This window comes from Thermosynechococcus sp. HN-54 (assembly GCF_023650955.1).
In the GTDB taxonomy this organism is placed as follows: Bacteria; Cyanobacteriota; Cyanobacteriia; order Thermosynechococcales; family Thermosynechococcaceae; genus Thermosynechococcus.
In genome coordinates this window covers 1,704,194-1,721,183 of record NZ_CP098039.1, presented here as the reverse complement: position 1 = coordinate 1,721,183, position 16,990 = coordinate 1,704,194, and the positions used below count along the sequence as shown (strand labels likewise).

General features: G+C 54.5%; 17 protein-coding genes. 12 read left to right on the top strand and 5 right to left on the bottom strand.

The window, feature by feature from the left end:
- Positions 1 to 57 precede the first annotated feature (57 nt).
- From NBE99_RS08355 to cruF, 5 genes are all read left to right on the top strand, one after another.
- On the top strand, positions 58 to 525 hold the full coding sequence (locus NBE99_RS08355) for a VOC family protein (RefSeq protein ID WP_250681639.1): 468 nt from the start codon (positions 58 to 60) through the stop codon (positions 523 to 525).
- Positions 522 to 800, top strand: a complete 279-nt coding sequence (locus NBE99_RS08350; RefSeq protein ID WP_250681638.1) for a glutaredoxin family protein — start codon at positions 522 to 524, stop codon at positions 798 to 800. Before NBE99_RS08355 ends, NBE99_RS08350 begins: the two co-directional genes overlap by 4 nt.
- 143 nt (positions 801 to 943) lie before the next feature.
- Positions 944 to 1,657 carry a TrkA family potassium uptake protein gene (locus NBE99_RS08345; RefSeq protein ID WP_250681637.1) on the top strand — a complete coding sequence of 238 codons (714 nt, stop codon included), beginning with the start codon at positions 944 to 946 and terminating at the stop codon, positions 1,655 to 1,657.
- A gap of 10 nt (positions 1,658 to 1,667) precedes the next feature.
- The gene (locus tag NBE99_RS08340) at positions 1,668 to 2,354 is read left to right on the top strand and encodes an energy-coupling factor transporter transmembrane protein EcfT (RefSeq protein WP_250681636.1); all 687 of its coding nucleotides are present in this window, start codon (positions 1,668 to 1,670) and stop codon (positions 2,352 to 2,354) included.
- Between the two features lie 79 nt (positions 2,355 to 2,433).
- Positions 2,434 to 3,348: a gamma-carotene 1'-hydroxylase CruF gene (gene cruF / locus NBE99_RS08335; protein ID WP_250681635.1), complete on the top strand. Its 915-nt coding sequence runs from the start codon at positions 2,434 to 2,436 to the stop codon at positions 3,346 to 3,348.
- Here cruF and priA read toward each other — a convergent pair.
- A complete protein-coding gene (gene priA, locus NBE99_RS08330) occupies positions 3,304 to 5,730 on the bottom strand; it encodes a primosomal protein N' (RefSeq protein ID WP_250681634.1) in 2,427 nt (808 codons plus the stop codon). The two genes, cruF and priA, sit on opposite strands and share 45 nt — an antisense overlap.
- 154 nt (positions 5,731 to 5,884) lie before the next feature.
- On the opposite strand from priA, the gene NBE99_RS08325 reads away from it, so the two are divergent.
- The 4 genes from NBE99_RS08325 to NBE99_RS08310 all read left to right on the top strand — a co-directional run bounded on the left by NBE99_RS08325 (position 5,885) and on the right by NBE99_RS08310 (position 10,902).
- Positions 5,885 to 6,310 (top strand): hypothetical protein, encoded by a 426-nt coding sequence (locus tag NBE99_RS08325; RefSeq protein ID WP_250681633.1) that lies wholly within the window; start codon positions 5,885 to 5,887, stop codon positions 6,308 to 6,310.
- A gap of 17 nt (positions 6,311 to 6,327) precedes the next feature.
- On the top strand, positions 6,328 to 6,726 hold the full coding sequence (locus NBE99_RS08320; protein ID WP_250681632.1) for a hypothetical protein: 399 nt from the start codon (positions 6,328 to 6,330) through the stop codon (positions 6,724 to 6,726).
- Between the two features lie 67 nt (positions 6,727 to 6,793).
- Positions 6,794 to 9,736 carry an L-glutamate gamma-semialdehyde dehydrogenase gene (gene pruA, locus NBE99_RS08315; RefSeq protein WP_250681631.1) on the top strand — a complete coding sequence of 981 codons (2,943 nt, stop codon included), beginning with the start codon at positions 6,794 to 6,796 and terminating at the stop codon, positions 9,734 to 9,736.
- Positions 9,736 to 10,902 carry a class I SAM-dependent methyltransferase gene (locus NBE99_RS08310; RefSeq protein ID WP_250681630.1) on the top strand — a complete coding sequence of 389 codons (1,167 nt, stop codon included), beginning with the start codon at positions 9,736 to 9,738 and terminating at the stop codon, positions 10,900 to 10,902. The genes pruA and NBE99_RS08310 overlap by 1 nt, the downstream gene beginning before the upstream one ends.
- Here NBE99_RS08310 and NBE99_RS08305 read toward each other — a convergent pair.
- Positions 10,899 to 12,038 carry a glycosyltransferase family 1 protein gene (locus NBE99_RS08305; protein ID WP_250681629.1) on the bottom strand — a complete coding sequence of 380 codons (1,140 nt, stop codon included), beginning with the start codon at positions 12,036 to 12,038 and terminating at the stop codon, positions 10,899 to 10,901. The genes NBE99_RS08310 and NBE99_RS08305 overlap by 4 nt on opposite strands.
- 105 nt (positions 12,039 to 12,143) lie before the next feature.
- Between NBE99_RS08305 and NBE99_RS08300 the strand changes: the two genes are divergently transcribed.
- The 3 genes from NBE99_RS08300 (at position 12,144) to NBE99_RS08290 (ending at position 14,434) form a co-directional block, all read left to right on the top strand.
- Positions 12,144 to 12,725 carry a PAP/fibrillin family protein gene (locus NBE99_RS08300; protein ID WP_250681628.1) on the top strand — a complete coding sequence of 194 codons (582 nt, stop codon included), beginning with the start codon at positions 12,144 to 12,146 and terminating at the stop codon, positions 12,723 to 12,725.
- Positions 12,726 to 12,783: 58 nt separating this feature from the next.
- Complete coding sequence (locus NBE99_RS08295) at positions 12,784 to 13,824, top strand: hypothetical protein (RefSeq protein ID WP_250681627.1); 1,041 nt, start codon at positions 12,784 to 12,786, stop codon at positions 13,822 to 13,824.
- Positions 13,825 to 13,885: 61 nt separating this feature from the next.
- Positions 13,886 to 14,434, top strand: a complete 549-nt coding sequence (locus NBE99_RS08290; RefSeq protein ID WP_250681626.1) for an NADPH-dependent FMN reductase — start codon at positions 13,886 to 13,888, stop codon at positions 14,432 to 14,434.
- Here the strand turns inward: NBE99_RS08290 and hemB are convergent.
- From hemB to map, 3 genes are all read right to left on the bottom strand, one after another.
- Positions 14,431 to 15,417, bottom strand: coding sequence for a porphobilinogen synthase (hemB, locus tag NBE99_RS08285; RefSeq protein ID WP_250681625.1), 987 nt, complete (start codon positions 15,415 to 15,417; stop codon positions 14,431 to 14,433). The genes NBE99_RS08290 and hemB overlap by 4 nt on opposite strands.
- A 154-nt stretch (positions 15,418 to 15,571) precedes the next feature.
- Positions 15,572 to 16,120, bottom strand: coding sequence for an NUDIX hydrolase (locus NBE99_RS08280; RefSeq protein WP_250681624.1), 549 nt, complete (start codon positions 16,118 to 16,120; stop codon positions 15,572 to 15,574).
- 5 nt (positions 16,121 to 16,125) lie between these two features.
- On the bottom strand, positions 16,126 to 16,950 hold the full coding sequence (gene map, locus NBE99_RS08275; protein ID WP_250681623.1) for a type I methionyl aminopeptidase: 825 nt from the start codon (positions 16,948 to 16,950) through the stop codon (positions 16,126 to 16,128).
- Between the last annotated feature and the right edge of the window lie 40 nt (positions 16,951 to 16,990).

Genomic DNA, 16,990 nt, shown 5'->3' with positions numbered 1-16,990 from the left:
CGGGATTCCCCTGTTACAATAGCAACTAATTTAGCCATTTTTACTTCAGAGAGATCTATGGCTCAGTTGGCGATCGCTCCCGTTTTATTTCACCTTGCCTTTCCCGTCAGTAATTTGACGGACACCAAGGCCTACTACGTTGATGGGTTGGGCTGTGAGCCGGGGCGCGAAAATCCCCACTGCCTGATCATGAAGCTCTATGGCCATCAACTGGTAGCTCATGTCACTGATGAACCCTTAACCCCACCCAAGAGCATTTATCCACGCCACTTTGGCTTGATTTTCTTGGCACAAGCGGACTGGCAAAACCTTTACGAGCGTGTGATTAACAAGGGACTTGACTTTTACCAGCCACCGCGCACCCGCTTTGCCAATACCCCCTTAGAGCACCAAACATTCTTTCTCGAAGACCCCTTCCACAACTTGATTGAAATTAAGCACTACCGCCATGTAGAAGCCATTTTTGGCTTGCGGGATCACCGTCATATTGGCGATACCCCCCTCGTTTCTGCGCCTCAACCGTGACACACTTGATTCTCTATAGCAAGCCCGGCTGTCACCTCTGTGAAGGACTGCAAGAAAAGCTAGCCACCCTGAGGGAATTTACCCTTGAAGTACGCGACATCACCAGCCGTGATGAGTGGTGGCAGGCCTATCAATACGAGATTCCGGTTCTCTATCTGGTGGTGGCAGAGCAGATCATGCCCGTACCACGATTTTCCCCCCGTGCCTCGGTGGAACACATTCGTCAACGCCTCCAGCAATTGACCAAGGCAAGCGGATCAGCATCTGGCAATTAGTGGCATACAGCCCTTTTCACAGGGAGGGAACACGCGCAAAAATGCTATAGCCACACTTGGGGAGGATTGCATCCCCTCCATGTATCTCATATGTTTAGAGAAGGGCTGTCATCGGCGTAGCAGAGCCAGTAAGGAACTCAGGCATGGTGGATTTGGGAGCGATGCTCTTTCGCGGGCGGGGGGTCAAGCTCTCGCAGCAGTTTGCTGTCATTGGCCTAGGACGCTTTGGCCGAGGGGTATGCGAAACCTTGCACGGGATGGGCTATGAGGTACTCGGAAGTGACAATCAAGAGCGTTTGGTCAATCAAGTGCTCCAAGATCACATTGTCGATCATGCAATTCAATTGGATTCCACAGATCCTCAAGCGCTCAAGGAGGCGGGGCTTTTTGAGTTTGAAACGGTGATTGTGGCTATTGGCAACCATGTGGACGCCAGTATTATTACCACACTCAACCTGAAGGAGGCTGGTGTCCCCAATGTCATTGCCAAGGCTTCCTCAGAGATTCACAAAAAACTCCTAGAGCGAGTCGGGGCAGATCGTGTTGTCTTTCCAGAATATGAGGCAGGGTGCGAACTGGCGCGATCGCTCACCCGGCCAGCGATTCTCGATTGGTTTGACCTCGACCCCGAAAAAAGTATTGTGGAAGTCAAAGTGCCCGAGGCATTTCACAATCGTACGGTTGCCGAGGTGGAACTGCGCAGTCGCTATGGCCTCAATTTAATTGCCCTGCGCTTTGATGATAAGTTTGAGATCAATCCCAGTCCCAACCAGAAGCTCAATAAAGGGGACATTATGGTGGTGATTGGTGCCAATAACGATATTGATCGCTTTCTGCGTAGTCAGCACATTAATTAGGGCGTAACCCTTGAGCTTTCGTTGCTGGTCGCCGCCGGCACGGGTGATGGCGATTCTGCTGTGGATTTTTTGCATTAGTAGTTTGCGGCGGTTGGAAAGTCTGGCGATCGCGACTTTGCTTGTGGTGCTCCTCTATCTCCTCAGCCATCTCCCTTGGCAGCGCTTTGGCAAACGTCTCCAGCAGATGTGGCTCTTTTTTCTGGGACTGTGGTTGCTTTTGGCAGTTACCGCGTGGCCGATCGCACTGCTCCTGACGTGGCGCTTGGTATTGTGTCTTGCTCTTGGCGTGGTGTTGCTAGAAAGCTTAACGTTTAGCGAATGGGTGCGGGTCTGTCGCTGGTGGGGGCTACCCCCCTTGTTGGTGGATACGCTGGCCTTGACGTATCGCTATCTTTTTGAGCTAGAGAGTCAGTTGGCACAGATGCAGCAGGCACTCTTTCTGCGGGGATTTCGCTTAAGTTGGCGCCGCCTTCGCCCGTGGGCACAGATGATTGGCATCTTTCTCATTCGCGCCGAGGAACGGGCACAGCAGATCTATCTAGCAATGCGCTTACGGGGCTATGGGCAGACACTTCACTTTCGTCCTCAATTCTCTGAGGGGGCGCCTTGGAGTTGGGGACTAACGCTGGGTGCTGGCTTGGGGGCAGGGTTGTTGGCAGCCTATGATGCCCTTGGGGAAATCAAACTGCCTTTTTAAGGTTGGCAGAATACACCAAGAACAGTGATACATTACGATATTAACATTTGTAAACGATTGCCCCTTAGAGATTGCCCCTATGAAACCCAAGAACGCGCTTTTCGTTGCGGAACAGGTGTGCCTGATTGGCCACATTGTGGCGATGGCCTTTGGCTTGGCGGGGTTACTCCTCGTTGTGCCCCATCCCGAGTTTATTCTGGCGTTGCCCGCGTGGGGTCAGCAGCTTTTTCAATGGAGTATGGGGAGTGGGGGTGTGGTTTATATTGTCCTTGGCGCGCTGGCGATCGCGCTTCACACCTATCGCAACTTTGGCCTTGGTAAACTGCTTGGCTTTTTGCTGCCAGCGGTGGGCATTTCCCTCACCAGTGAACTTTTAGGCACCAGTACCGGCTTTCCCTTTGGCCATTATGGCTACCTCAGTGGTTTGGGGTACAAAATTGCTGGACTGGTGCCCTTCACGATTCCCCTCTCTTGGTTTTATATGGGACTAGTCACGTTTCTTTTGGCCTACAGTGGCTTCATCAGTCGTCCCCTGCGGGAAGGCAAAGGTGTGGGTTTGGGGGCAGCCTTGATCACGGTGGGCTTGGGAGCGATCTTTTTAACGGCTTGGGATTTTGTCCTTGATCCGGCCATGAGTCAAACCGCCATTCCCTTCTGGCAATTTCAGGAGGTCGGTGAGTTCTTTGGGATGCCCTACCGCAACATTTTGGGATGGACAGGTACAGGGGCGGTATTTATGGGGCTGGCCATGATCACCTGGTGGCCGAAACCAATGGTGGTGAACCGCGTACAACTCATTACCCCCTTGGTGGTGTACCTCGTGAACTTTGCCTTTGGGGCGATGATTACGCTCACCTCGTTGGATCAACGCTTTTGGATCCCAGCAACCCTAGGGTTTGGGTTGGGAGTCGTGCCCGTGACGGTGCTGTGGTGGCTGGCTGAAGCTCCCCTAGAGAAAGTTCAGGGGGTCAACGTCAATACTGAGGCGGGTTGAGCGGGAGCACTGCTGTTTTAGGTGCATCAGGAATTGGCTGAGTTCCGGCACTAATCCTGACTTGCCCTTGAGTAAAATTTGCCAGCGGTAGCGGCCTGCAATTTTGGCGATCGCGGCGGGGGCAGGGCCAAGGAGTTCCCATTCTCCCTGAGAAACTGGGGCTAACGTCTGGAGCTGTTGGGCGATCGCCTGTGCCGTTGCCGCCACCTCCTCAGGATCGGGACGACTCAAGCGCAGAAGGATCAGTTGCGCATAGGGGGGATAGCCCAAGGGGGCACGGCTACTTAGCTCCTGGGCAGCAAAGCTGTCCCAGTCATAGGCCTTGACGGCTGTCATCACTGGATGCTCCGGCACATAGGTTTGGAGAATCACTTTACCGGGGTGTGCCCCGCGGCCCGATCGCCCCGCCACTTGAGTCAGGAGCTGAAAGGTGCGCTCCGCCGCCTGATAATCCGGTAGGTGCAGCAGGCTATCGGCAGCCAAAATTCCCACCAGTGCCACTTGGGGCAAATCAATGCCCTTTGTCAGCATTTGCGTCCCCACCATCACATCGGCTGCGCCGGCGGCAAACTGAGCCAGTAACTGGCGATGGGCACCCTTCCGTTGGGTCGTATCACTGTCAAAGCGCAGTACTCGCAACTGCGGCAAGAGGCGATTCAGTTCACTCACCACCCGCTGCGTGCCGCCACCAAAGGGCTTGAGATAGGGGGAGTCACAACTGGGACAGCGCTGCGGCATCGCCTGACGGTAGTTGCAATAGTGACAGCGCAGCACTTCCATCTCCTCGCCAAACAAGTGCCCAGTGAGGGAGACACTGCAATGGGGGCAGTAGAGAACCGTCCCACAACTGCGACAGGAGACAAAGGTACTGTGCCCCCGCCGCGGCACAAAGAGAATCGCCTGCCGTCCCTGAAGGTTTCCCAGTGCTTCTTGAAGTGGACGACTGAGCATGGAACGGTTGCCACGGTGCAATTCTTGGCGCATATCCACAATCGTGATCGGCGGCAGGGGGGTAGCGTGGATGCGCTGCGGAAGAGAAAGGAGCTGAGTCTGGCCGGTTTGGGCAGCCTGCCAAGTGCTGAGGGCAGGGGTAGCGGTTCCTAAAATGAGGGGACACTGGTGTTGGCGCGATCGCCATTGAGCAACCGTACGGGCATGATAGCAGGGCTGAGGTTGATCCTGTTTGTAGCCGCTGTCGTGCTCTTCATCAAGAATGATCAGACCCAAGCCCACTAAGGGCAGCAGTACCGCCGATCGCGTGCCAATCACCACCCGTGGCTCCGGCACTAGCGTCAACCGCCAAGTATCGTAACGCTCCCCCTCACTGAGGCCACTGTGATAGACCAAGAGGCGTTCCCCAAAGCGGGCGCGCACTCGATCCGTTAATTGGGGCGTCAAGCCAATTTCGGGCACCAACAGCAAGGCCGATCGCCCTCGCTCCAGGCACTCCGCAATGGCCTGTAGATACACTTCCGTCTTGCCAGAACCGGTCACCCCATGCAGTAAAAAGGTTTGGGCAGCGTCTAGGTGCTCTGAAATGGCTTGCAGGGCAGTGGCTTGGGCAGGGGTGAGGGTTTTTGGCTGATCCGGTGTCACCGCTACCCCCTGTTCAATGCGGCAGTGCTGCTGCTCGACAATGGCAATGTATCCTTTGGCAGCAAGGCGCTGGAGCGTTTGGGCGGTCGTGCCCGTAGCCTTGAGCACCTCTTGTAGCCAGCAATCGCGACCCTGTTGCTGCAAATAACGGAGGATTTGGCGCTGCCGCTGGGTTAAGGTCGCCCCTTCACTATTGAGGAGTACGACGGCTTGCTGCTGTTTTGGCTGTTGACTGGCGGGTGCCGCTAAGTAGGTTTCCACCAAGCCAAGGCGTTCGAGTTCTGCAAGGGCGCGCTGCACCTTGGGCAGCTGTTGCTGGAGGTAGCGCACACTGTAGTCCCCACTGCCCTTGGTCTGGAGAAAGCGCAGTAGATATTGCCCTTGTTCCGACAGAGGGGGAATCCCCTGATGGGGTCGCAGACGCACCCGTCGTTGCGATCGCCCCAAGACCCCCGGCGGTAGGGCGGTGCGGACCACTTGGATCAACGGTGTGCAGTAATAGGTGGCCATCTGTTTTAGGAGTGCCCAATAGTCTTTGGGAAACAGCTGCGGAGCCACCACTTCAAGGAGCGATCGCAAGCGTTGTGGATCAACCGATGGCGGGACAGTTGCCAGTCCCTCTAGGACAATTCCCCGCACCACCTGAGCGCCAAAGGGCACTTCCACCACTTCGCCCCCCTGCACCCACCAACCCGCAGGAACTTGGTAAGTGTAAGCCTCGCTTGCCCCCGGACAGTCCACAAGCACACTGGCGTAGAGAGAGGGTTGTTGAGGTGCTAAGGCCATTCAGATGGTTTGATTGCTGTTCACTCAGACAGGCAGACAAAAACCTCCCCAACTACTGTACATACTTCTCTATTTCTTTAGGTTTTCGCTATTCCACAACGTAGATTTGATCGCTAGGCTGTGAGGTAGCAGTCAAGCTGACGGGGACTTTGGTATGGCTGGATATTTTTCCTTGAGCTTGCCTACGCTTCTGGCAGTTACTCCCCTGATTCTACTGACCCAAGGATTCTCTTTACCACAGCCAGATAAAAATGGCAATTATACGCAGACAACCCATCCCTATTGGAAGGTTGTTGCTACTAAACCAGTGAATTGTCGTTTGGCGCGATCGCTCAATGATGTTGAAGGCAAGAAAGTACCAACGATGAATGTCGAGCAATTACCCGTAGGTGGTAGGTTCAAGCCGGGGGAAGACATCCTAACTAATACCAGCCAGAAACGCGGTGAACCCGCAATTGTTATGGACACCAATGGTAACCCTTGGCTGAGGGCAGCGTACGCCTATGATACTTGCCTAGTCCGTGCTCATCGAAATTTTGTCCGTCCCATTCCCGACCCCTTCTCAAGCCCACGCCGCTAGCCAGAGGAAAATTGTGGATGAATCAAAGTACTTGGACTGCTTTACTTTTATTCCCAGTCCTTGCTCAAACCCCAAGCCTCCCCCAACCCAATAGCAATGGCGACTATATCACCCCCACCAGTCATCGTACTTGGGTGGTGGTTGATCCCGACATCAATGGTCTCAACTGTCGCTGGTCGGACAACGTGCCGCAGGCGTGGTATGCTCCCAATGCCCGTTGGCCAAATCTAGAGATTATGCGCTGGCCAGTGGTGCGCCGCTTTCCCACAGGCACTGTTTTAACGGCCAATATCACACCCGCAGGCTTTGCCACGATGACCGATAGTCGGGGCTTGCCTTGGCTGAAGGTGTCCATTGGCGCAGAGAATCGCATTTGCTTGGTGCGCGCTAACCGCCGATTTATTCGTCCCCGCTAAGAATTTGGTTGTTTGCTTCAGAGGACATGGGAAAATAGGAAAGACGGCTCCTCACCCAAAATTCTCCATGACTGGTCTTTACGAAGCACAAACGATCGCGATCGCCCGTCAACTGTGGGCGGCGAACCAAGAGTCCCGCAACTTTTTTAGCCAACTGCGGGAGCAAATGCGCATTGAAGACAAGCTCCTCGGCTGGGCAATGGAACATCCGGGGCTGCGGGTGCAACTGTTTCGCCTCATTGACTGTCTGCCAAGTCTGCGCACTAAAACCGAAGTGGCACGCCACTTGCAGGAATACCTCAGTGACCCCAGTGTGGAGTTGCCGGAAGGCCTAAAAAAACTCTTGAACTTTGCCCAGCCGGATTCGCTGCCCGCCCAAGCAGCGGCAACCACTTTCACAACCGCGGTTCAAGCCCTTGCCCATAAGTACATTGCTGGCGAAACCACGGAGCAGGTGCTGAAAACCATTGGCCGCCTACGCAAGCAGGGCATGCTAGTGACGATGGATATTTTGGGGGAGGCGGTGATTACGGAGGCAGAGGCGCAGCGGTATTGCGATCGCTACCTCGACTTGATGCAGCAACTTAGCCCCCTAGGTCAGCGGGAAGGGGTAAATCCCATCCAAGTCTCCGTAAAGTTGACGGCCTTTTACTCGCAGTTTGACCCCTTGGATGTTGCTGGCTGCCGTGCCAAGGTGGGGGAACCGATTCGGCGGCTGTTGCATCGCGCCCAGGAGTTGGGGGTGGCAGTGCACTTTGATATGGAGCAGTATGCCTACAAAGACATTACCTTGGCGATCCTCAAGGAGATTTTGCTGGAGCCAGAGTTTCGCGATCGCGCCGATGTCGGCCTGACACTGCAAGCCTATTTGCGGGATAGTTACCAAGATGCCCAAAACCTGATTACTTGGGTGCAGCAGCGGGGCACACCGATCACTGTTCGAGTTGTCAAGGGCGCCTACTGGGATCAAGAACTGATTAAGGCGGTACAAAATGACTGGCCATTGCCCGTCTATCAACACAAGCAAGATACCGATGCCAACTTTGAACGCATTGTTGAACTGCTCTTGAGTCACCACACGCTTTTGCGCACAGCAGTTGCAAGTCATAATGTGCGCTCCCAAGCACGGGCGATCGCGATCGGCCAACATCAACACATTCCGCCCACAGCCATGGAATGCCAAGTCCTTTACGGCATGGCCGATAAACTGGCCAAGGCTCTTGTGGAAGCGGGGCAAACGGTGCGGGTCTATTGTCCCTATGGCGAGCTGATTCCGGGGATGGCCTACCTGATTCGGCGGCTCTTGGAAAATACGGCAAATAGTTCCTTCTTGCGCCAACAATTGGGAGCGGCAAATATCGACGAGCTATTGGCACCGCCAGAACCAACGGCGGACTTTGGAGCAGTGAACGTCCATCTCACCACGGGTAAGACCTCAACCTTTGTCAATGCAGCCAATAGTGACTACGCCAGAGCCAGCCAGCGGGAAGCGATTCAAGCGGCGCTAATTCATGTCCATCGCCAACTGGGGCAAACCTATACGCCCATCATCAATGGCGATCGCGTGAATACCTTGGAATACAGCGAGTCCCTCAACCCCTCACAGCCAGAGGAAATCGTGGGTCGCGTTGGCTTGGCCACCATTGAGGATGCTGATCATGCCATCCGTGCGGCTAAGGCAGCTCAAGCCCAGTGGCAACAAACGCCAGTGACAGAACGGGCAGCCCTGCTACGGCGGGCGGCGGATCTCCTAGAGGCACAGCGCCACGAACTGGTGGCTTGGATGTGTTACGAAGTGGGCAAGGTGGTGGCCGAAGGGGATGCTGAAGTCTCCGAAGCTGTTGACTTTTGCCGTTACTACGCCGATGAAATGGAGCGCCTCAGCAGCGGCTATGACCGCAACTTTCCCGGCGAAACCAACCATTACCACTATCAGGGGCGCGGGATTGCAGTGGTGATTTCCCCCTGGAACTTTCCTTTGGCCATTCCTACCGGCATGACAGTGGCCGCCCTTGTCACAGGGAACTGTACCATTCTCAAGCCTGCGGATCCGGCGGCTGTGGTTGCGGCTAAACTTGCTGAAATTCTCATTGCCGCTGGTTTTCCGCCGGGGGTCTTCCAGTTTCTCCCCGGCCGTGGCTCCGTGATTGGCCCCTACCTAACCAAACATCCGGATGTGCATCTGATTGCCTTTACTGGCTCCCAAGCGGTGGGCTGCCGCATTATTGCTGAGGCAGCGGTATTGCAACGGGGACAACCCCACATCAAACGGGTTATTGCCGAGATGGGGGGCAAAAACGCGATCATTATTGACGAAAGTGCGGATTTGGATCAGGCGGTGGCAGGGGTTGTACAGTCAGCCTTTGGCTACAGTGGCCAAAAGTGCTCAGCCTGTTCACGGGTGATTGTCCTCGAGTCCATCTATCAACCCTTTGTGCAGCGATTGGTGGAGGCCACAAAATCTCTGAATATTGGGCCTGCCCATTTGCCTAGTACCCGTGTTGGGCCGGTGGTAACCGCCGCTGCCCGCGATCGCATTCAGGAATACATTGCCAAAGGACAGCGAGAGGCAGAACTGGCCTTAAGTGTGCCGGTACCAGAGGGCGGCTATTTTGTTTCCCCCACCATCTTTACCAACGTGCCACCCACCGCCACGATCGCCCAAGAGGAAATTTTTGGCCCTGTCCTCTCGGTACTGCGGGCAGAGACCTTCAGCCAAGCTATTGAAATTGCCAATGCCACTGCCTATGCCCTGACGGGGGGGCTGTATTCGCGGACACCGTCCCACATTCAGCAGGCCAAAACTCAGTTTGCGGTGGGCAACCTCTATATCAACCGTGGCATTACCGGAGCGATTGTGGATCGGCAGCCCTTTGGGGGCTTCAAGCTGTCGGGGATTGGCTCCAAAGCGGGGGGGCGCGATTACCTGCTGCAATTTCTGGAACCGCGCGTCATTACCGAGAATGTGCAGCGCCAAGGGTTTGCTCCAATTGCGGGAGTGGATGATTGATGCCGACGGGTGATCGCGGCACACCCCAGCTGCTAGCGGAAATTGAGGGTCGAATCAGAGCAGCAGGCGCCATCTCTTTTTTTGACTTTATGGCCCTAGCCCTCTATCACCCCCAGTGGGGTTACTACAACCGTCCACAAATGCAGATTGGGCGGCGGGGCGACTTTATGACCTCTAGTTGTCTGACGAGGGATTTTTCTGAACTGCTCACCGAGGCCTTTGTCCAGATGTGGCAGGCTTTGCATCGACCCCAGCAGTTTACGCTGCTGGAGATGGGGGCGGGGGAGGGAGACGTGGCCGCCACAGTATTGGACTATAGTCAGGAAAAATATCCAGACTTCTTTGCCAGCCTTGAGTATCAGATTCAGGAGCAATCGCCGACTTTGCAGCAACGCCAACGGCAACGCTTGGCTCCTTGGGGCGATCGCCTCCACTGGGTTAGTGCTAGCCCAGCGGCTGACCCCATCGTTGGCTGTATTTTTAGCAATGAACTGGTGGATGCGTTTCCGGTGCATCGGCTGCAATGGCAGGGGGGCAATTGGCAGGAAATTTACGTCAGCCTCAATCCCCAAGGGGCGTTTCAAGAGGTTTTGTGCCCTTTGACCGACAAGCGCATTCATGATTACTTTGCCACCGTCGGCATTGCTCCCCAGCAGCAGGGCTACAGTGATGGCTATCGCACTGAGGTCAATTTGAACCTCATCCCGTGGTTAAAAGACCTGAGCCAGCGTCTAGAACGGGGCTTTGTCCTGACGATTGACTATGGCTATCCCGCTCGGCAATACTATCATCCCGCCCGCTGCGAGGGCACCCTGCAATGCTACTATCAGCACCGCTGCCACGACAATCCCTACCGCTTTGTCGGCGAGCAGGATATTACGGCTCATGTGGATGTGACGGCCTTGACGCGCTATGGAGAGCAATTTGGCCTTGAAACCCTCTATGTCACCCGCCAGAGTTTATTTCTCATGGCCTTGGGGTTGGGCGATCGCCTGTTAGCGCAACAACGGGTAAATGGCAAGCTGCTGCACGCCCTCAACCGCCATCAATCACTGCACCAACTCATTGATCCCCTTGGTCTTGGTGGCTTTTACGTCGTCCTCCAAGGCAAGCAGGCGACCCTAGACCTCCCACAACTCAGTGACCTAGACGAAAAGTTAATTTAGCGACTCAGAGCCACATGCCGCTGGGGGGCAGGCAAAACAGACCGATAGTACTGTTCCAATTGCTGGGTCGCGGCGGCCCAACTCCAGCGTTCGGCTTCTTGGCGGGCATTTTGGCGGAGAGTCTCGCGATCGCTAGGGGAGTCAAAGAGGCGCTGACAAGCAGTAATCGCCCCCGTCGGATCCTCCGGATCAAACAAAAACCCATTCACCCCATCAGTCACAATATCGGGAATCCCGCCACTATTGGCAGCCACCACAGGGCAGCCTGCGGCCATCGCTTCCAAGAGAACCAAGCCAAGGGTTTCCGTGCGCGAGGGAAAAACAAAGACATCTGCCGAGGCAAAGGCCGCCGCCAAACGCTCACCGCGCAGATAGCCCACAAAATGGGTGGGGGTACCGGCAAAGTGTTTCTCAAGCGCCTCCCGATGGGGACCATTGCCAACTAGCGCCAGCCGTGCTTGGGGAATCTGCTCAAGAATGGGCTTAATTTGCTCAATTTCCTTTTCCGCAGAGAGACGACCAACGTAGAGCAGTAGGGGGGCTTCTGGATGCCCTTGGCTGAGAAAGTGGCGCATTTCTTGACTTTGGCATTGCGGATGGAACAACTCCACATCTACTCCCCGCTGCCAGAGATCGAGATGGCGAATACCATGAGCCTTGAGTTCTGCCACCATGGCCGTTGAGGTACACAAATTCAGTTGAGCGCGGTTATGCCCCAAGCGCAAGAGGAACCAGAGGATCTCCTCCAGAAACCCCAAGCCATAGTACTTCAGGTATTGCGGTAAGTGGGTGTGGTAAGAGGCCACCAAGGGTAATTGGAATTTCTCTGCATAGTACAGACCCGCCAACCCCAAAACCGCCGGGTTTGCCACATGGATCAGATCGGGTTCAAAGGCCTCTAGGGCTTTACCAATCGTGGGTCGCGGCAGGGCTAATTTGAGTTCAGGATACAATGGAAGGGGAAAACCAGAGACACCATAGATCTGCGCGCCTTCGTAATAGTCTAGCCCGCCCTCGGGAGCCACCACCAACACCTGATGGCCATTCCGTTGCAGATGTCGGACAGTTTGACACAAGCGGGTCACAATGCCATCAATTTTGGGAAGAAATGTCTCGGTAAATAGCGCGATCCGCATTTCGCTAACCTGAATGGGAGGGGGATTTTTCCCATTCTCGAATTAGGAGGGTCTTGACGCAACCCATGGGGGCAAAAAAGTTCCATGCATAAGGAGGGGTGAACCGTGGCAAAGATAGAATTATTGATGGCGATCGCTGGCCTGAATCGAGGCATTCTAGCCACACCGCGCGATCGCAAACAGGTGGCCGCCCTTGCCGCTTCCCTTGAAGCCGTGAATCCCACCCCTGATCCCCTCAATGCCCCTGAAAAATTGGCGGGGGATTGGCGACTGATCTACACCAGTAGTCAGGCTCTTCTCGCCTTAGATCGCTCTCCCGTCGTGAAGCTGGGGCAAATTTATCAGTGCATTCGTCCGCAACAGCAGCGCATCTACAATATTGCTGAACTCTATGGTCTACCCTTCCTTGAAGGGATTATCAGTGTGTTGGCGCGGTTTGAACCCTTAACCCAACAGCGGGTACAGGTGTATTTTGAGCGTTCCATTGTTGGCCTGCGTCAGTGGCTCAATTACTATTCTCCCTCCCAATTCATTCCTCAACTTCACAGCCGTCAGCCCCTGATTGCTCTCGATGTGCCCCTCAACAGCAATGATCAACAGGGCTGGCTTGATATCACTTACCTCGATGAGGATTTGCGAATTGCCCGCGGTAATGAGGGGAGTCTCTTTGTCTTGACCCGTGTATAGCCCCGATTCCCTGTACCTTAGACTAAGGAAGAGTGGCACCATTCTCACATCCCACCCAATGGAAGCACAGCCCCCCAAGCAACTTAGTTTTCCATGGAATCCGATCATTTCTGAGCTTGCAGCGGAAAGCGCACTGGCAACGGATCTGGCCTCAAAGGGTGAGAATAACCAACGGCGCATCCAGCATTTAGAGCAAGCCATTGATCAGTGCCAACACTATATCAATGAATTAAAGCAACAACTCCGCAATCAGGCGTTTCTTGAGGATTTACTGGCTCGCACTGAGGAAACCGCTCAGATTCAACAACAGGCGATCGTTGCCCTCCAAGAACAATTACGCTCCCAAGCCACCTGTGCCCACGAGTTGGCGGAAATGAGCCACCATCGCCAATCCTTGGAAACCATTCTTCAGCAATCGCAAACCGAAATTGAGCACCTCCATCAGGAAGTGGATCGGCTCCTCAAGGCTCAAGATGCCCTCGAGGCTAAATTGGTGAATAGCCATCGCCTCCTGCGGCAACGGGAACAGGACTGCCAACTCCTTGAATCCCAACTGCGCCAAGTCCAAGAGGAAAAAGCGCTGCTGCAAACTCGCCTTGAACAAGCCCGCTCAGAGTTGAGCGATCGCCAAACCCAAATGGATGATCTCAACCGTCGCCTCACCCAAGCAAACCATTTAATTGAAACCCAAGAACGGATCATCACTGCGCTGCAACAGGCTCAAGGATCAGAGGCCAGCAAAAACAGTGTTATTCAGGGACTGAGTAAAACCCTGCTAAAAACCCAAACCAAGTTACAGGAATTGGAACGAGACTATCAGCAGCAGCGCCTGCAATACATGACCACCCAGCACTACAATCAAGAGCTGGAGGCGCGCAATAGCCAACAACAGGAACGCCTACAACACCTAGAAGCCCAAATTGCCGAACTCCAAGAGCAAATTCTCCATCAGGCGCAGCAGGCGCGGGAACAGGAAACGGCCATTCAACACTGGAAAGATCGCTACACCGAGGCCGAGCGATCGCTAGCGCAGTTACAACGAGTCATTGCCCAAATGGCCACGGGCGGATCCATTGCCCTGAGTGAAGCTCCCTCTTAGGGAGGATGTTTGAACAAATCTAAATTTTGTATAATAAGCCATAGTCATTACGAGTTTGTTTATGCTCAAATTCATTGGTTGGGCAGGGAGTCTGCGGGATGGCTCCTACTCCCAAAGCGCCCTAGATGTTGCCATTGCCAAAGCCGCTGCCCAAGGGGTTAGTGTGGAACGCCTTGACTTACGGCAGATGACGCTTCCCTTTTGTACCGGTGCCGAGAGTTACCCCGACTATCCCGATGTGGCCACCTTTCAAGCCAAGGTCAAGGAAGCCGATGGGATTTTGCTGGTGACCCCAGAGTACCACGGCAGTGTTAGCGGTGTGCTAAAGAACTCCCTTGATCTCCTCAGCTTTGAGCATCTCAGCGGCAAAGTTGTCGCCATGATGAGTGTCCTTGGCGGCCAAACCAACAGCAATGCTCTCAACGATCTACGGGTGATTCTGCGCTGGGTGCATGCTTGGGTGATTCCGGAACAGGTGGCCATTGGTCAGGCGTGGCAAGCCTTTACCCCGGAGGGGCAATTGAGGGATCCCAAGCTCGATGAGCGAGTGGACAAAATGATTGCCAGTTGGATTCAAACCACCCGTCAACTGCGCCAAGCCAGCGCCTAATCTAACCCCTCTTGCAGCCACTGCGCCACCTGCTTGGCATGGTACGTGAGAATCACGTCGGCACCGGCACGCTTAAAGCCGAGGAGGGTTTCGAGAACCACTTTTTTCTCATCAATCCAGCCATTGCGGGCGGCGGCTTTTACCATGGCATATTCCCCAGACACGTTGTAGGCGGCCACGGGCACCTCGCTCACCTGCTTGAGTTGAGCAATGACATCCATGTAGGCAAGGGCAGGCTTCACCATCACCAGATCGGCGCCCTCCTCAATATCGAAGCTGACCTCCCGCACCGCTTCGCGGACATTGGCCGGATCCATTTGGTAGGTTTTTTTATCGCCAAACTTCGGTGCCGAATCCAAAGCATCGCGAAAAGGGCCATAGTAGGCAGAAGCATATTTGGCGGAGTAGGCGAGAATTCCTACATGGGTGTAGCCGGCGGCATCTAGACCGGCCCGAATAGCACCGACACGGCCATCCATCATATCGGAAGGGGCAACAAAATCTGCCCCAGCAGCGGCCTGACTCACCGCCTGTTTGACCAAGACTTCTACAGTTTCATCATTGAGAATCTCGCCATCTTTGACGATGCCATCGTGGCCTTCGCTACTGTAGGGATCAAGGGCGACATCGGTAAAGATCAGTAGGTCGGGTAAGACAGCCTTAATGGCACGTACCGATCGCTGGACAAGGCCCTCAGGATTGTAGCTTTCAGTGCCGGCATTGTCCTTGAGGTGCTCAGGAATCAAGGGAAACAGCGCGATCGCCCCAATGCCCAAGGCATAGACCTCCTTCAGCTCTAAAATCAGGCGATCCAGCGTATAGCGATAGCAGTCGGGCATTGAGGGAACTTCCTGCACTTGATCTTCCCCCTCCATGACAAAGACTGGATAGATCAAATCCCCTGTGGTTAGGGTATGCTCGCGCACCAAGCGACGAATTTGAGCCGTGCGGCGTAAACGGCGAGGCCGATGGGTTAGCTCCATAATTCAACAATCAAAAACTCAGTAATGTCCCAGTTCAAACGGCTGTGAGTCAGCACGTACAACCTTTGGATTATTTCCGCATTATCTCACCTTGAGGGATCAAGACTGTGGGCGGCGCAGGATGCTTACAAACGTTTACGAACAACTTCAGTGCTCAAGCGGGTTGAAGATAGGGCAAGGCCAGATAGAAACTGGTGACGGTCTTGGCATCTTTCACTTGACCACTATGAATCGCAGCGGCCAAGTCAGATAGAGAAAACTCCACAATTTCAATGTGCTCGTCGGTGTCCTGAGGCGGGGGTGTCTCTAGTTTCTCCAACTCAGTGGCCAAGTAGGCGTAGATCACCTCGTCGGAATAGCCGGGGGCAATGTAAAACTCCCCCAGTTTTTGCCAATGGTGGGCGCGGTAGCCCGTTTCCTCTTCAATTTCCCGCTCAATCGTGGCAAAGGGCTTTTCGTGATCCTCAACGGTGCCGGCTGGAAACTCCAGCAGATATTCCTCAGTGGCAAAGCGGTATTGTTTGACAAGAATGAGGTTGCCCTCTGGGGTGACGGGTACAGCCAAAGCCCCCCCCGGATGGCGCACTGTTCCCAACACCGAGACAGATCCATGGGGCAGGCGGTATTGATTGATCTCAAAGGTAAACTTACGACTGCGGCAAAAGCAGTGGCGCTCGAGGACTTCGGGGGAGATTTTAGTCATAGGGGTTACACAAGTGTGCGATCGGTGAGGATTTCGTAGCCCGTTTTGGTGACCAAGACCGTGTGCTCAAATTGGGCAGAGAGGGAATTATCAACCGTAACTGCTGTCCAGCGATCGCGCAAAATCCGCACCTGTTTTGACCCCGCATTCACAATCGGCTCAATGGCCAAGGTCATCCCCGCCCGTAGCCGCACATTCTTGAGTTCATTGGTGCGGAAGTTAAACACCGAGGGTTCCTCGTGGAGATTGCGACCCACGCCATGCCCTGTGAAGTCCTCGACCACGACAAAACCATTGGCCTCCACATAATCTTGAATGGCACCGGCCAAATCCATGAGGTAATTCCCTTCTTTAACCTGCTCAATGCCGCGGTAAAGGGCTTCTTCAGCCACTTTCACGAGCTTGGCCGCTTCCTCGGAGATTTCCCCCACCGGAATCGTAATGCAAGAGTCGCCATGGAAGCCATTGTAGTAGGCACCGGTGTCAATCTTAACGATGTCGCCATTGCGAATCACTTTGCGGGGGCTGGGAATCCCATGGACTACCTCGTTGTTGATGCAAGCGCAAATAGAGGCCGGAAAACCCTGATAACCTTTGAAGCTCGGTGTTGCGCCCATTTCCCGAATGCGTTTCTCGGCATAGGCATCGAGATCCGCCGTCGTCATCCCCGGCTCGATCATCTGGGAAATTTCCTTGAGCACCGTCGCCACAATGCGCGAGGCCTGCCGCATAATCTCAATTTCTCGCTTGGACTTAATTTCAATGCCACGGCGGGGACGGGTTTGGACGGGGGTGGTGGAGGGAGTGAGCAGACTACCAAGAATATTCATGGGCGCGATGCAACCGCAAAAATCGTTCTTTTTCAGGATA

Bases quoted from the DNA above. Each gene is read 5' to 3' on its own strand.
- NBE99_RS08295 (WP_250681627.1), top strand. From the start codon at position 12,784: ATGGAAGCACAGCCCCCCAAGCAACTTAGTTTTCCATGGAATCCGATC.
- pruA (WP_250681631.1), top strand. From the start codon at position 6,794: ATGACTGGTCTTTACGAAGCACAAACGATCGCGATCGCCCGTCAACTG.
- hemB (WP_250681625.1), bottom strand. From the start codon at position 15,417: ATGGAGCTAACCCATCGGCCTCGCCGTTTACGCCGCACGGCTCAAATT.
- NBE99_RS08305 (WP_250681629.1), bottom strand. From the start codon at position 12,038: ATGCGGATCGCGCTATTTACCGAGACATTTCTTCCCAAAATTGATGGC.
- priA (WP_250681634.1), bottom strand. From the start codon at position 5,730: ATGGCCTTAGCACCTCAACAACCCTCTCTCTACGCCAGTGTGCTTGTG.
- NBE99_RS08320 (WP_250681632.1), top strand. From the start codon at position 6,328: ATGAATCAAAGTACTTGGACTGCTTTACTTTTATTCCCAGTCCTTGCT.
- map (WP_250681623.1), bottom strand. From the start codon at position 16,950: ATGAATATTCTTGGTAGTCTGCTCACTCCCTCCACCACCCCCGTCCAA.
- cruF (WP_250681635.1), top strand. From the start codon at position 2,434: ATGAAACCCAAGAACGCGCTTTTCGTTGCGGAACAGGTGTGCCTGATT.
- NBE99_RS08290 (WP_250681626.1), top strand. From the start codon at position 13,886: ATGCTCAAATTCATTGGTTGGGCAGGGAGTCTGCGGGATGGCTCCTAC.
- NBE99_RS08345 (WP_250681637.1), top strand. From the start codon at position 944: ATGGTGGATTTGGGAGCGATGCTCTTTCGCGGGCGGGGGGTCAAGCTC.
- NBE99_RS08355 (WP_250681639.1), top strand. From the start codon at position 58: ATGGCTCAGTTGGCGATCGCTCCCGTTTTATTTCACCTTGCCTTTCCC.
- NBE99_RS08325 (WP_250681633.1), top strand. From the start codon at position 5,885: ATGGCTGGATATTTTTCCTTGAGCTTGCCTACGCTTCTGGCAGTTACT.
- NBE99_RS08280 (WP_250681624.1), bottom strand. From the start codon at position 16,120: ATGACTAAAATCTCCCCCGAAGTCCTCGAGCGCCACTGCTTTTGCCGC.
- NBE99_RS08310 (WP_250681630.1), top strand. From the start codon at position 9,736: ATGCCGACGGGTGATCGCGGCACACCCCAGCTGCTAGCGGAAATTGAG.